The sequence below is a fragment of the Pseudomonas sp. KK18 genome (assembly GCF_037094675.1).
Classification (GTDB): Bacteria; Pseudomonadota; Gammaproteobacteria; order Pseudomonadales; family Pseudomonadaceae; genus Aquipseudomonas.
Genome location: NZ_CP146605.1, coordinates 103,406 through 116,631, shown reverse-complemented (window position 1 = coordinate 116,631; position 13,226 = coordinate 103,406). Strand labels below are relative to the sequence as shown.

At 61.5% G+C, this 13,226-nt stretch carries 13 protein-coding genes; 6 read left to right on the top strand and 7 right to left on the bottom strand.

From position 1 onward, the window contains the following. Positions 1-32 precede the first annotated feature (32 nt). The 5 genes from V6607_RS00540 to V6607_RS00520 form a co-directional block, all read right to left on the bottom strand. A complete protein-coding gene (locus V6607_RS00540) occupies positions 33-2,138 on the bottom strand; it encodes a GGDEF domain-containing protein (protein WP_134325502.1) in 2,106 nt (701 codons plus the stop codon). Continuing rightward, positions 2,135-3,013 (bottom strand): endonuclease/exonuclease/phosphatase family protein, encoded by an 879-nt coding sequence (locus V6607_RS00535; protein ID WP_087694547.1) that lies wholly within the window; start codon positions 3,011-3,013, stop codon positions 2,135-2,137. The genes V6607_RS00540 and V6607_RS00535 overlap by 4 nt, the downstream gene beginning before the upstream one ends. A gap of 10 nt (positions 3,014-3,023) precedes the next feature. After that, positions 3,024-3,662: a thiol:disulfide interchange protein DsbA/DsbL gene (locus V6607_RS00530; protein WP_087694548.1), complete on the bottom strand. Its 639-nt coding sequence runs from the start codon at positions 3,660-3,662 to the stop codon at positions 3,024-3,026. 169 nt (positions 3,663-3,831) lie between these two features. Next, a complete protein-coding gene (locus V6607_RS00525) occupies positions 3,832-4,437 on the bottom strand; it encodes a cytochrome c4 (protein WP_003214807.1) in 606 nt (201 codons plus the stop codon). A 33-nt stretch (positions 4,438-4,470) separates the two neighbouring features. Then, on the bottom strand, positions 4,471-4,773 hold the full coding sequence (locus tag V6607_RS00520; RefSeq protein ID WP_003214809.1) for a c-type cytochrome: 303 nt from the start codon (positions 4,771-4,773) through the stop codon (positions 4,471-4,473). A 192-nt stretch (positions 4,774-4,965) separates the two neighbouring features. Between V6607_RS00520 and yihA the strand changes: the two genes are divergently transcribed. Next, the gene (gene yihA, locus V6607_RS00515) at positions 4,966-5,607 is read left to right on the top strand and encodes a ribosome biogenesis GTP-binding protein YihA/YsxC (protein WP_003214811.1); all 642 of its coding nucleotides are present in this window, start codon (positions 4,966-4,968) and stop codon (positions 5,605-5,607) included. Positions 5,608-5,873: 266 nt separating this feature from the next. On the opposite strand, the gene polA is transcribed toward yihA, so the two are convergent. Next, positions 5,874-8,666, bottom strand: a complete 2,793-nt coding sequence (polA, locus tag V6607_RS00510) for a DNA polymerase I (protein ID WP_134325501.1) — start codon at positions 8,664-8,666, stop codon at positions 5,874-5,876. A 74-nt stretch (positions 8,667-8,740) separates the two neighbouring features. Between polA and V6607_RS00505 the strand changes: the two genes are divergently transcribed. Continuing rightward, positions 8,741-9,031, top strand: a complete 291-nt coding sequence (locus V6607_RS00505; protein WP_003214814.1) for a DUF2782 domain-containing protein — start codon at positions 8,741-8,743, stop codon at positions 9,029-9,031. A gap of 56 nt (positions 9,032-9,087) precedes the next feature. Further along, entirely contained in the window at positions 9,088-10,041 is a 954-nt protein-coding gene (locus V6607_RS00500; RefSeq protein WP_008439633.1) for a homoserine kinase, read from the top strand. Between the two features lie 127 nt (positions 10,042-10,168). Here V6607_RS00500 and V6607_RS00495 read toward each other — a convergent pair whose 3' ends face one another. Continuing rightward, complete coding sequence (locus V6607_RS00495; RefSeq protein WP_008439631.1) at positions 10,169-11,098, bottom strand: zinc ABC transporter substrate-binding protein; 930 nt, start codon at positions 11,096-11,098, stop codon at positions 10,169-10,171. Between the two features lie 46 nt (positions 11,099-11,144). On the opposite strand from V6607_RS00495, the gene V6607_RS00490 reads away from it, so the two are divergent. From V6607_RS00490 to znuB, 3 genes are read left to right on the top strand one after another with little or no spacing between them, the layout of a single operon-like run. Further along, on the top strand, positions 11,145-11,639 hold the full coding sequence (locus V6607_RS00490) for a Fur family transcriptional regulator (protein WP_173406108.1): 495 nt from the start codon (positions 11,145-11,147) through the stop codon (positions 11,637-11,639). Further along, entirely contained in the window at positions 11,639-12,424 is a 786-nt protein-coding gene (gene znuC, locus V6607_RS00485; RefSeq protein ID WP_008439630.1) for a zinc ABC transporter ATP-binding protein ZnuC, read from the top strand. The genes V6607_RS00490 and znuC overlap by 1 nt, the downstream gene beginning before the upstream one ends. Next, a complete protein-coding gene (znuB, locus tag V6607_RS00480) occupies positions 12,417-13,205 on the top strand; it encodes a zinc ABC transporter permease subunit ZnuB (protein ID WP_003214823.1) in 789 nt (262 codons plus the stop codon). Before znuC ends, znuB begins: the two co-directional genes overlap by 8 nt. The last annotated feature ends 21 nt before the right edge of the window (positions 13,206-13,226 follow it).

The window sequence follows — 13,226 nt, the reverse complement described above, 5'->3', positions numbered from 1 at the left end:
GCGATGTTTTAAACAAAATGGAACATTTCCGGTCAGGCCGCCTGCACCTGATTACGCCCCGCCGCCTTGGCACGATATAACGCCTCGTCAGCGCGCTTGAGCGCCAGGTCACTGCGTTCTCCCGGCTGAAACTGCGCCATGCCCATGGACACCGTAATCGTCACCGGCTCGCCCTTGAAGTGAAACGGGCAGGCTTGGATGGCTGCACGCAGGGTTTCACCCACCGCCAACGCATCGGACAGCGACGAGTTGGGCATCAGCAGTACAAACTCTTCACCGCCAAAACGCGCGATGAAGTCGTTCGGCCGCAGGCGTTTGCGAAGCACCGTGGCGATGATTTTCAGCACCTTGTCGCCCGCCAGATGACCATAGCCGTCGTTGATGCGCTTGAAGTGATCGAGGTCCAGCATCGCCAGTGACAGGTTATTTCCACGCTGGTGCCAGGCGTTGACCTCCTGCTCCAGGCGCTCGCTCCAGGCAGCGCGGTTGGGTAGTGCGGTGAGCGGATCGATCAGGGCTTTCTGGCGCTGAACCTCAAGGTGTTCACGGTAGCCCTGAGCCTCTTGCTCCATATTGGCGACCCGTTCGGCCAGGCCCTTGAGCCGTGCAGCCACTTCCTGTTCGCGCTGGTCACGCTGGTGGCGGTGTTCATCCATGGTGCCCAGCAGCCCTTCGAGATGGCTCTCCAGCACGTGCTTGAGGCTGTCGAGGTCCGCGGCGTCCTGCATGCTGGTTTGCAAACCATCCACTTGTTCGCGGATCTGGGTATCCAGCTCCCTGGCCGCCGACCGGCTGTCGGCGTGGCCGTCACTGGCGACCTGCAGGTGCCCCTGGAACGCCTCGAGACGATCGTTGAGCTGCTTGAGGTAGGCTTCAAACTCGTGCTGGCCGCTGTCGGTGATCGCCAGCATCAACACCGCCAGGTCATCGAGGATCGGCAGCAATTCGTACCAGTTCAATCCGTGGGCCAGGCGCTCACGCATGGCTTCGGCCTGGGGCCGATGGCGCTCGGGCAGCGAGAGGTCTTCCAGTAAGCCGAGCAGGGTATCTTCGATGTGCTTGGCCACCGAACTGTAAGACGGCTCGGGGGTGTCGGGCAGGGCGTAGGCTTGATCCGCTTGCAGCTCGTCTGGGTTCGGCTCTGCCTGCTCGGGCGATTCTTGCGGTTCATCGGCCAGGACCGGGGGCAGGGAAAGACTGCCGATCTCTGTCCGCTCCGGCTCACGGGCCTGCACCTCTGGCACCTCGACCATGGCGGCAAGAGCACTCTCGAGCTCAACCTCCGCTTCGATCGGTTGCTCGGGTTCTGGCGTTTCGATAATCGTAGCGGGTGCCTCGACGACAGGCGCTGTGACCGCGACGGCCGGAACAACAGGCACTGCTTCGCTGACAGCGTCGGTAGCCTCTACTGGCGATACCGGCTCAGGGGGCGACTCGATGGGGGCCGGGACCTTCGGCTGCGGTGCAAAAGCCCGCAGCGCCTGGGCCAGTTCCGCCGATTGCGCCGGCGCTTCAACTTCATCCACCGGGCTGGGCTTTGGCGCAGCAGGCGCCGGAGAAGCCGGGCGGGATGGCGTGAGCGCTTCAACCTCCGGCGTGTCGATTGCGTCCTTGGTGCCAAACAGACGCTGCAACAGCCCCGGGCTCGAACGGCTGGTTTCGCCCTCCGGCTCCAGGTTACTCAGCGCCTGCCCCTGCAGGCCGCTCAGCTCGCTCAGCAACAGCGGGATCTCCCGCGCCTGGCCAACCCGACCGTCCAGCTGCTTGGCGAAAGCCTTCAGCGGGCGACTCACGTCCCGTGGCAAGGGCAGTTTCTGCAACTGAGTGACCAGGGCCGTCAACGCGCTGCCGATCTGGTCAACCCGGGTTTCGCGGCGCTGCTCCGAATCCAGCACGGCCTTTTCCAGGCGCGGCAGCAATGCAGCGAGGGCGGCGTCCATGTCGTCGGTGCGCACCACATCGCGCATTTCCTTCATGCATTGGTCAACCGCTCGGTCGGTCCCTTCTGCCGCCAGGGTGCTGCGCACCAGCCCTCGGCGCAGCAGGTCGAGGCGGGCGGCCCAGCGACGCTCGAGCTTTTCTTGTTGCTCGACGCTTTTAAGGTATTTCTCTTTCCAACGCTGGGCGTCGTCGCTCATGCAAGGGGTCCGCGAGGGCCGGGGCTCAACGCGGGCAATGCATCAGCCGTGAGCGAACCCGGCAGACGAATCTCTACCGCGACGGGCAGGTGATCGGAGATGGGCTGCGCCAGTACCTGCACACTTTCGAGTGTCAGGGTCGGGCTGAGCAGGATGTGATCAAGACAACGTTGCGGTCGCCAGCTGGGAAAGGTGGCTTCGACTTGCGGCGCCAGCAACCCAAGGTCGCGCAACGGGGAATTCTGTAGCAGGTCTGTGGCATGGGTGTTCATGTCACCCATCAGCACCTGGTGTTTGTAGCCGCCAATCAACTCACGGATGTAGGCCAACTGCATGGTTCGGGTTCGAGCCCCCAGTGCGAGGTGCATCATCACCACGACCAATGCTTCCGGCCCTTCGCCGAATCGTACGAGAATTGCACCGCGGCCTTTCGGGCCAGGCAACGGGTGGTCCTCGATCGCCCACGGTTTCAGACGGCTGAGCACACCATTGCTGTGCTGGCCGAGTTTGCCGAGGTTGCGATTGAGTTGTTGATACCAGTAGGGAAAGGCACCGAGTTGCGCAAGGTGTTCGACCTGGTTGATGTAGCCGGAACGCAGGCTGCCACCATCGGCCTCCTGCAGAGCTACCAGGTCGAAGTCACCCAGCAGGTCGCCGATCTTTTGCAGATTGCCGGCACGCCCATTGTGGGGCAGCAGGTGCTGCCAGCCACGGGTCAGGTAATGCCGGTATTTCTCGGTACTGATACCCACCTGGATATTGAAACTGAGCAGGCGCAACCGACTGTCAGCCGGCAGGCCCGTGGATTCCAGGTGATGTTCGTTGACCTTCGGGTCATGCAGGCCAACGACACGTTCAGTACCCCAGCGACGCATGACGGGCCCCTTACTTGGCTGCGCGCTCTTTGGCGATCAATTGGTCGGCCACGTTCAGCGCCTGCTCTTCGCCGCCGGCACTGCCGATGTCAAAGCGGTATTTGCCGTTGACGATCAGCGTCGGTACGCCTTGCACGCCGTATTTCTGGGCCAGTTCCTTGTATTGGGCCATCTTGCCCTTCACAGCGAACGAGTTGAATGTCTCCAGGAACTTGGTTTTGTCGACGCCTTGGGTGGCGACGAAATCGGCCATGTCTTCAGGCTTCACAAGGCGCTTGCCTTCTTTCTGGATGGCATTGAAGACAGCCGCGTGAACCTTGTGTTCTACACCCATGGTGTCCAGGGTAATGAACAGCTGGCCGTGGGCGTCCCATGGGCCGCCGAACAGGGCAGGAATACGTTTGAAGTTCACGTCCTCAGGCAGCTTCTCGACCCACGGATTGATGACTGGCTCAAAAGCGTAGCAATGCGGGCAGCCATACCAGAACAGCTCCACCACTTCGATCTTGCCCGGTACGGAAACCGGCACAGGATTGGCCAGCTCAACGTAGGTTTTACCGGCTTCAAGCGGCACATTATCGGCAGCTTGTGCGGTCATGCCGAAAAGGCTGGCAGTGACGAGAGCGGCGCTGAGGATCAGATTACGCATGCTTTACTCCTGGACAAATAAAGTCGCCTCACGCGACCTTTGTTGTGACAGGTCTACGCGGGCATGAGTTCGTTAGTGTAACGGCACCGGCCACAAAAAAGGGCAGCCTGGGCCACCCTTTTTATGCTTGCATCGACGGATTAATCGAGCGTTAACGTAGCCGGGGCACTTAGTGCAGGCCCTGGATGTATTGGGACACGGCTTCGATGTCCTTGTTGCTGAGTTTCGCGGCGATGCTCTGCATGATCTTGGTATCGCCGTCGTTGGTGCGATTGCCTTCGCGGAAGTCTGTCAGCTGTTTGCCGATGTACTGGGCATGCTGGCCGCTCAAGTGCGGGAAGCCAGCGGCAGCAAGGCCTGCGCCGTTAGGCGAGTGGCAGCCGAGGCAGGAAGGCATGCCTTTTTCCAGGTTGCCGCCGCGGAACAATTCTTCACCGCGGGCCACCAGTTTCGGATCAGCAGCTCCCACACTGCCTTTCTGGCTGGCAAAATACGCCGCGATATCCGCCAGGTCCTGATCGCTGAGGTTGGTCAACAAGCCGGTCATTTCCAGGACCGTACGCTTGCCATCCTTGATGTCGTGCATCTGCTTGGTCAGGTAACGCTCACCCTGGCCGGCCAGTTTTGGAAAGTTAGGCGCCGGGCTATTACCGTCCGGTCCATGGCAAGCACCACATACGGCGGCTTTCGCCTGGCCAGCAGTGGCGTCGCCTGCGGCATGGGCAACACCGGTGATGCCCAGGGTCAACAGCAGACTCACGATCAGTTTGTTCATCAGCTAATCCAACTACGGCTAAGGGTTAAAGAGTTATGGACCGGGTTCACTCACCATCAACTGAATGACGGCATGGTAATCCTCGGTACTGCAGTCCATGCACAAACCACGCGGCGGCATCGCCTTGAAACCCTGGGTCACGTGTTGCACCAGCGTGTCCATACCTTGAGCCAATCTTGGCTTCCAGGCTGCCTGGTCACCCCGTCCAGGGGCGTTGGGCAGCTGTCCGGCATGGCAGGCCCCGCAAAAGCGGTTGTACACAGCCTCCGGTTCCTGTGTAGCCTGCGCACTGTAAAGTGGCATCAAGAAACCGAAGGCCAGCAGCCACTTGGTCATACATCGACCTTTTCAGGGTTTGAGAGCGTTTTGCGTTCTAATGCGCAATAAAGGTCTATCGCTCCCGTGAACTTCATCCTTCGCTGGGACAAAGCACACACAAAATCTGCGGCATTATATACTGGCGCTACTGAAACGGAAACGACACCGCTTGCCGCACCTATTCCCGGCACCGCCCACATCGGAAAACTCATGCAACTCAAGAATCCCATCCTCGGCCTGTGCCAACAGTCCACCTTCATGCTCAGCGCCGCCAAAGTCGACCAATGCCCCGATGACGAAGGCTTCGAAGTCGCATTCGCCGGCCGTTCCAACGCCGGCAAATCCAGCGCGCTGAACACCCTGACCCACGCCAGCCTGGCCCGCACCTCGAAAACCCCGGGGCGCACACAGCTCCTCAACTTCTTCAAGCTAGACGATGATCGGCGTCTGGTCGACCTGCCGGGCTACGGTTATGCAAAAGTACCTATCCCGCTGAAGCTGCACTGGCAGCGTCACCTCGAAGCGTATCTGGGTGGCCGGGAGAGTTTGAAGGGTTTGATTCTGATGATGGACATCCGTCATCCAATGACCGACTTCGACCTGTTGATGCTCGATTGGGCCGTCGCCAGCGGCATGCCGATGCACGTCCTGCTGACCAAGGCCGACAAATTGACCTACGGCGCAGCGAAAAACACCCTGCTCAAAGTGCAGGCAGAAATCCGTAAGGGTTGGGGTGATGCGGTGACTATCCAGTTGTTCTCGGCGCCAAAACGCATGGGGCTGGAAGATGCCTACACTGTATTGGCAGGCTGGATGGAACTGGCTGACAAGGGTTCGGAAGCCGCCGAGTAAAAACTCGGGGCAAAAAAAACCCCGGACTTCGTATGGGGAGGGGAAGTTCGGGGTCCAAGTTCCGGACCGCTAGGGCGGGGTCCAGATATCTGCCAACACTTAACACAACATAGGAGCATTGAAGGGCTTCACCACCCATTCAGTAACTCTGAGTAGCAATTCACGGGTTAAGTTCCGGCACGTTCAAAAAACTATTGGAAATAACCCGCCGCGTTTTCCGATCTAAAGCGCTGCCGCGGCATGATGACGCGGCCCAGGCCCCAGGTTTAGTGCGCTTCGTCCCAGTTGTCGCCCACGCCGACGTCTACCACCAGCGGCACATCCAGCTTTGCCGCCTCGCTCATGTGTTCACGAATCCTCGCGCTGACTTCAGCCACCAGGTCCTCACGCACCTCCAGCACCAATTCATCGTGCACCTGAAGGATGACCTTGGCGTCCAGGCCCGAGTCCGTCAGCCAGTTGTCGACCTTGACCATGGCCTTCTTGATGATATCGGCCGCAGTGCCCTGCATCGGCGCGTTGATTGCCGTACGCTCGGCGCCAGCACGCTCCTGAGGCTTGTTGGAATTGATCTCCGGCAGGTACAGGCGGCGCCCGAACAGGGTTTCCACATAACCCTGATCAGCCGCCTGGGCGCGGGTGCGCTCCATGTACTCGCGCACCCCCGGGTAACGGGCGAAGTACACATCGATGTAAGCCTTGGCGGTCTTGGTGTCGACGCCGATGTCCTTGCCCAGCTTCTGGGCGCCCATGCCGTAGATCAGGCCAAAGTTGATCGCCTTGGCACTGCGACGCTGATTGGACGTGACCTCGGTCAACTCAACCTTGAACACTTCGGCCGCCGTGGCGGTGTGCACGTCCAGGTCGTCGCGGAACGCATTCAGCAAGCCTTCGTCCTTGGACAAATGCGCCATGATGCGCAGCTCGATCTGCGAGTAGTCCGCCGCCAGCAGCTTGTAGCCCTTGGGCGCGACAAATGCCTGGCGGATACGCCGGCCTTCAGCGGTACGCACCGGAATGTTCTGCAGGTTTGGATCGCTGGAGGACAGGCGCCCGGTTGCTGCTACGGCCTGGTGATAGGAGGTGTGCACGCGACCGGTGCGCGGGTTGATCTGCTCCGGCAAACGGTCGGTGTAGGTGCTTTTCAACTTGCTCATGCTGCGGTACTGCATCAGCACTTTCGGCAGTGGGTAGTCGTCTTCAGCCAATTTGGCCAAGACTTCCTCGGCCGTCGAGGCCTGGCCCTTGCCGGTCTTCTTCAACACCGGCAGCCCGAGTTTCTCGTAGAGAATCGCGCCCAACTGCTTGGGCGAGCCCAGGTTGAATTCCTCGCCGGCGATCTCATACGCCTGGCGCTCGAGGTCGACCATCTTGTTGCCCAGCTCGATGCTCTGGATGCCCAGCAAGGCGGCATCCACCAGGGCGCCCTGACGCTCAATGCGCGCCAGCACGGGCACCAGCGGCATCTCGATGTCGGACAATACGCTGGCCAGGGTAGGAATAGCGGCAAGCTGCTTGTGCAGTTCCTGGTGCAAACGCAGGGTCACATCCGCGTCTTCCGCCGCGTAAGGGCCGGCTTGCTCCAGGGCAATCTGGTCAAAGGTCAGCTGCTTGGCGCCTTTGCCGGCGATGTCCTGGAAGCTGACGGTGTCGTGGTCCAGGTACTTCTTCGCCAGGCTGTCCATGTCATGGCGCGTCGCCACGGAGTTCAGCACATAGGATTCAAGCATGGTATCGAAGGCAATGCCGCGCACGGTGATGCCGAGTGCCGGGTCACCACCGATGGCGCAGTTGGCCAGGATGTTCATGTCGAACTTGGCGTGCTGGCCGACCTTGAGTTTTTCCGGGTCTTCGAGCAACGGCTTCAGGGCCAGCAGCACGGTGTCCCGATCCAGCTGTTCCGGCGCGCCGATGTAGGAGTGGGTCAGCGGAATGTAGGCTGCTTCATGGGCCTGCACGGCAAACGACACACCCACCAGTTGCGCTTTCTGGGCGTCGATCCCGGTGGTCTCGGTATCAAAGGCGAACAGCTTGGCGTCGTTGAGCTTCTTCAGCCAGACATCGAACTGGGCCTGGGTGAGGATGGTTTCGTACACCGGCTCCACAGAAACCGGCGCGACCACCTCAACCGCTTCCTCGGCGACCGCGGCCGAAGGAGCAGCGCTCAACTCGACGCGCTTGGCATCGCGTTGAATCTCGTCAATCCAGCTCTTGAACTCCAGCAGCGTGTACAGCTCCAGCAGCTTCTCGCGATCCGGCTCGATCAGGTGCAAATCATCCAGGCCCACATCCAGCGGCACGTCGATCTTGATCGTCGCCAGCTCGTAGGACAGGAACGCACTCGCCTTATGCTCTTCCAGTTTGGCGACCAGGGTCTTGGCACCACGAATCGGCAAGGTCGGCACGATATCGAGCTGCTCGTAGAGCTCTTTCAAACCGCCGTTGACGCCTACCAGCAAGCCGGACGCTGTCTTCGGACCAATGCCGGGAACGCCCGGGATGTTGTCGGACGAGTCGCCCATCAACGCCAGGTAATCGATGATCTGCTCGGGAGCGACACCGAATTTCTCCTTCACGCCCTCAACGTCCATGGCGCTACCGGTCATGGTGTTGACCAAGGTAATGTGCCCGTCGACCAGCTGCGCCATGTCCTTGTCGCCGGTGGAAATCACCACCGGACGGTCGGCGGCCGCGCTGCTGCGGGCCAGGGTGCCGATCACGTCGTCCGCTTCGACGCCTTCGACGCACAGCAGCGGGAAGCCCAGGGCGATCACGCTCTGGTGCAGCGGCTCGATCTGCACGCGCATGTCATCGGGCATGCTTGCGCGGTTGGCCTTGTATTCGGCGTACAGCTCATCGCGAAATGTCCCGCCCTTGGCGTCGAACACTACCGCGAACGGGCTGTTCGGGTATTGCCTGCGCAGGCTTTTGAGCATGTTCAACACGCCCTTGACCGCGCCGGTAGGCAGGCCTTTGGAAGTGGTGAGCGGCGGCAGCGCGTGAAAGGCGCGGTACAGGTAAGAAGAACCGTCCACCAGGACGAGGGGGGCTTGGCTCATGAGCAGGATCAACCTTTTCGGCGGGTCAGGCGCTAGAATAGCCGGACCAATGACGACAAAGGGACAAGGTTATCATGCGTACAGTAAATCGCCTGTTGTTGACCGGCTTGATTGCACTCACTCCGATGGTGGCCATGGCGGCAGATACTGCCCCTTCGGGCGACCCGGAAGTCACCATTCGCACGGAAGGCGACAAGACCATCCAGGAATACCGCCAGAATGGTTTCCTGTACGCGATCAAGGTGACCCAGAAAGGCTTTCCGCCTTACTTCCTGGTGCGCGCGGACGGAACCGATGCGAACTTCATCCGCTCTGACCAGCCGGATATGCTGATCCCGTCATGGAAGATCTTCGAATGGAAATGATTTCTTAACTTTAATCGGCGCTGCTCCCCGCAGCGCCCGTAACGGCAGTTTTAACCATGTCTGTGTTCACCCCCCTGGCTCGGCCCGAGCTGGAAACCTTTCTTGCCCCTTACGGGCTCGGCCGCCTGCTTGATTTCCAGGGGATTGCCGCTGGTAGTGAAAACACCAATTTCTTTATCAGCCTGGAACAGGGCGAATTTGTCCTGACCCTGGTCGAACGCGGCCCCGTGCAGGAAATGCCGTTCTTCATCGAACTGCTGGACGTGCTCCACGACGCTGATTTGCCAGTGCCTTACGCCCTGCGTACCACCGACGGCGTGGCCTTGCGCGAGTTGGCGGGCAAACCGGCGCTGTTGCAACCGCGCCTGGCGGGCAAGCACATCAAGGACGCCAACGCCCAGCATTGCGTGCAAGTGGGCGAATTGCTCGGGCACCTGCACTTGGCCACCCAAGGCGAGAAGGTGTTGGAACGCAAGACCGATCGCGGGCTGGACTGGATGCTCAGCGAAGGCGCGCAACTGATTTCGCACCTCGACACAGAACAACAGCGCCTGCTGCAAGCCGCGCTGGATGAGATCGAGGCGCACAAGGCGCAGATCCTCACGCTGCCCCGGGCAAACATCCACGCCGACCTGTTTCGCGACAACGCGATGTTCGAAGGCACGCACCTGACCGGGCTGATCGACTTCTACAACGCCTGCTCGGGGCCGATGCTGTACGACGTGGCGATCGCCCTGAACGACTGGTGCTCGGACGCCGACGGCGTGATCGACGGCCAACGGGCGCGGGCGTTGCTGGGGGCTTATGCGGGCTTGCGGCCGTTCACCGCCAAGGAAGCGGAGCTGTGGCCGACCATGCTGCGTGTGGCCTGTGTGCGGTTCTGGCTGTCACGCCTGATTGCGGCGGAATCGTTCGCCGGGCAGGACGTGCTGATTCACGACCCGCGAGAGTTTCAAGTGCGCCTGGCGCAACGCCAGCAGGTCAAGACCCCGCTGCCGTTCGCGCTGTAAAGATCGTACGCGATCAAAATGTGGGAGCGGGCTTGCTCGCGAATGTGGAGTTTCAGTCACCAGATGCGCTGACTGATCCACCGCATTCGCGAGCAAGCCCGCTCCCACAGTGGTTATGCGGCGTCTGTCAGAGCGACTCCAGGCACCCAGCCAGGTCATTCCCCAGCTTCTCCAGCACCTGCTCATACCCCTGGGCGGAGGCCGGCGTGTAGCCGCCCAACGCATCCAGCTCCGCCAGCTTCACCGGCAAACCCGCCACCAGCGTTTCCGCAAGGCGCGGGCGCAACGGCGGCTCGCTGAACACACAAGTCTTGCCCACTTCCTGCAAACGCGTACGCATCGCTGCCACATGCTGGGCGCCCGGCTGCACTTCTGCGGCCACGCTGAACACCCCGGTGTGCTTGAGCCCGTAGGCATCTTCGAAGTAATCGAAGGCTTCATGGAACACGAAGTACGGCTTGCCGGCGACGTCCGCCATACGTGCCTTCAAGCGCGCGTCCAGTGCATCCATACGGCCATCAAAGGCCTTCACGTTGCTCTGGTAACGCTCGGCGTTCGCCGGGTCGGCAGCGCTGAGGTCCGCCGCCATGCGGTTCGCAATCACCCGGGCGTTGACCGTCGACAGCCACAAATGCGCATCCAGGCTGCCCGGGCGATGGTCATGATCATGTTCGTCGGCATCTTCAGCATGGGAGTGGCTATCTTCGGCGAACCGACGCAGTTTCATTCCCGGAAGGTCCTGCACCGCCACCGTCGGCAAGCTGCGGCCTTTCAAGACACGCGGCAGAAAGCTTTCCATGTCCGGGCCGATCCAATACAGCAGGTCCACCGACTGCACGCGCCGTACGTCGGAAGGGCGCAACGCATAGTTATGCGGCGAAGCGCCCGGCGGCAGCAATACCTCGGGAATCGCCACGCCATCCTGCACAGCAGCAGCAATCAGTTGTAACGGTTTGATACTGGTCAGCACCCGAACCTCCGCCTGAGCGGCACCGGCAAGCAGCAAACTGGTGACAAATACGACAAAAACGGGAAAAAGTCTGGACACGATGACCACTCAAGGAGGCAGGAACAGGTAACATAATAACGTCTCTCACAAATATCTGTCGCCGCTCATGCCTAAAACACCGCTTGCCAGCCGTCCCCATGACCACTCTCACTGCGTGCACAGCGCACTGTCAGAGGCCGACGCCTTGTGCGCGCGCCAAGGCCTGCGCCTGACCGCCCTGCGTCGCCGGGTGCTGGAGCTGGTGTGGCAAAGCCACAAGCCGCTGGGTGCCTACGACATCCTCGGCGTGCTCAGCGAGCAGGATGGCCGCCGCGCCGCGCCGCCCACGGTGTACCGCGCGCTGGACTTCCTGCTGGACAACGGCCTGGTGCACCGCATCTCATCGCTCAACGCCTTTGTCGGCTGCAACCACCCGGAACACGCGCACCAGGGCCAGTTCCTGATTTGCCGCGAGTGCCACGCCGCCATCGAACTTGAGCAAAAAAGCATCAGCGACAGCATCATCAAGAGCGCCGGCGACGTCGGCTTCAAGGTCGAAGGGCAAACCGTCGAAGTCGTCGGTGTGTGCTCGGGCTGCCAGGGGGCTTGATGAGCACTGCGTTAATCCGCCTGGAGCAGGTCGGGGTCACGTTCGCCGGGCAAAACGTGCTGGACAACATCGCCCTGAGCGTCGAGCCAGGTCAGATCGTCACGCTGATCGGCCCCAACGGTGCCGGCAAGACCACCCTGGTGCGCGCCGTACTCGGCCTGCTCAAGCCCGACAGCGGCAGCGTGTGGCGCAAGCCGAGGCTGCGGGTCGGCTACATGCCGCAGAAGCTGCATGTGGACCCGACCTTGCCCCTCTCGGTGCTGCGCTTCCTGCGCCTGGTGCCCGGTGTCGACCGTGCCCGCGCACAGTCCGCCCTCAAGGAAGTGGGCGCCGAACAGGTGATCGACAGCCCGGTGCAAAGCATCTCCGGCGGCGAAATGCAGCGCGTGCTGCTGGCCCGCGCCCTGCTGCGCGAGCCGGAATTGCTGGTACTCGATGAACCCGTGCAAGGTGTCGACGTGGCCGGCCAGGCCGAGCTGTACAGCCTGATCACCCGCCTGCGGGACCGTCATGGCTGCGGCGTGCTGATGGTCTCCCATGACCTGCACCTGGTGATGAGCACCACCGACCAGGTGGTGTGCCTCAATCGCCACGTGTGCTGCTCCGGCCACCCGGAACAGGTCAGCGGTGACCCGGCCTTCGTCGAACTGTTCGGCAAGAACGCCCAGAGCCTGGCGATCTACCACCACCATCACGACCACGCCCATGACCTGCATGGCGCTGTAGTCGATGACTCCACCGCATCCCACACCCACGTTCATGGAGATAGCTGCAAGCATGGCTGATTTTCTGCTCTACGCCCTGCTGGCAGGCTTGGCTCTGGCGCTGGTGGCGGGCCCACTGGGCTCGTTCGTGGTCTGGCGGCGCATGGCCTATTTTGGCGACACCCTGTCCCACGCTGCGCTGCTGGGCGTGGCCATGGGATTTCTGCTGGATGTGAGCCCGACCATTGCCGTCACCGTCGGCTGCCTGCTGCTGGCTGTGCTGCTGGTGACCCTGCAACAGCGTCAGCCTCTGGCCTCCGATACCCTGCTGGGCATCCTGGCCCCAAGCACCTTGTCCCTGGGCCTGGTGGTGCTGAGCTTCATGCATGAAGTGCGCATCGACCTGATGGCCTACCTGTTCGGCGACCTGCTGGCGATCAGCCCCACCGACCTGGCGTGGATTCTAGGCGGCAGCGCGGCAGTGCTGGTGCTGCTGGTGACGCTGTGGCGCCCGCTGCTGGCGATCACCGTTCACGAAGAACTGGCCACCGTCGAAGGCTTGCCCGTGGCGGCGCTGCGCATGACCCTGATGCTGCTGATCGCCGTGGTGATCGCTGTCGCGATGAAGATTGTCGGCGTATTGTTGATCACATCGCTGCTGATCATCCCGGCTGCTGCGGCCCAGCGTCACGCCCGCTCGCCGGAGCAAATGGCGCTCGGCGCCAGCCTTCTGGGGATGCTCGCGGTGTGTGGTGGCCTGGCGCTGTCCTGGTTCAAGGACACCCCGGCCGGGCCGTCGATTGTGGTCACGGCGGCCGCCCTGTTTCTGCTGAGTTTTGTCCTGCCCCGTCGTGGGGTGTAGACTTGCTCGCTTTTTGCGCAA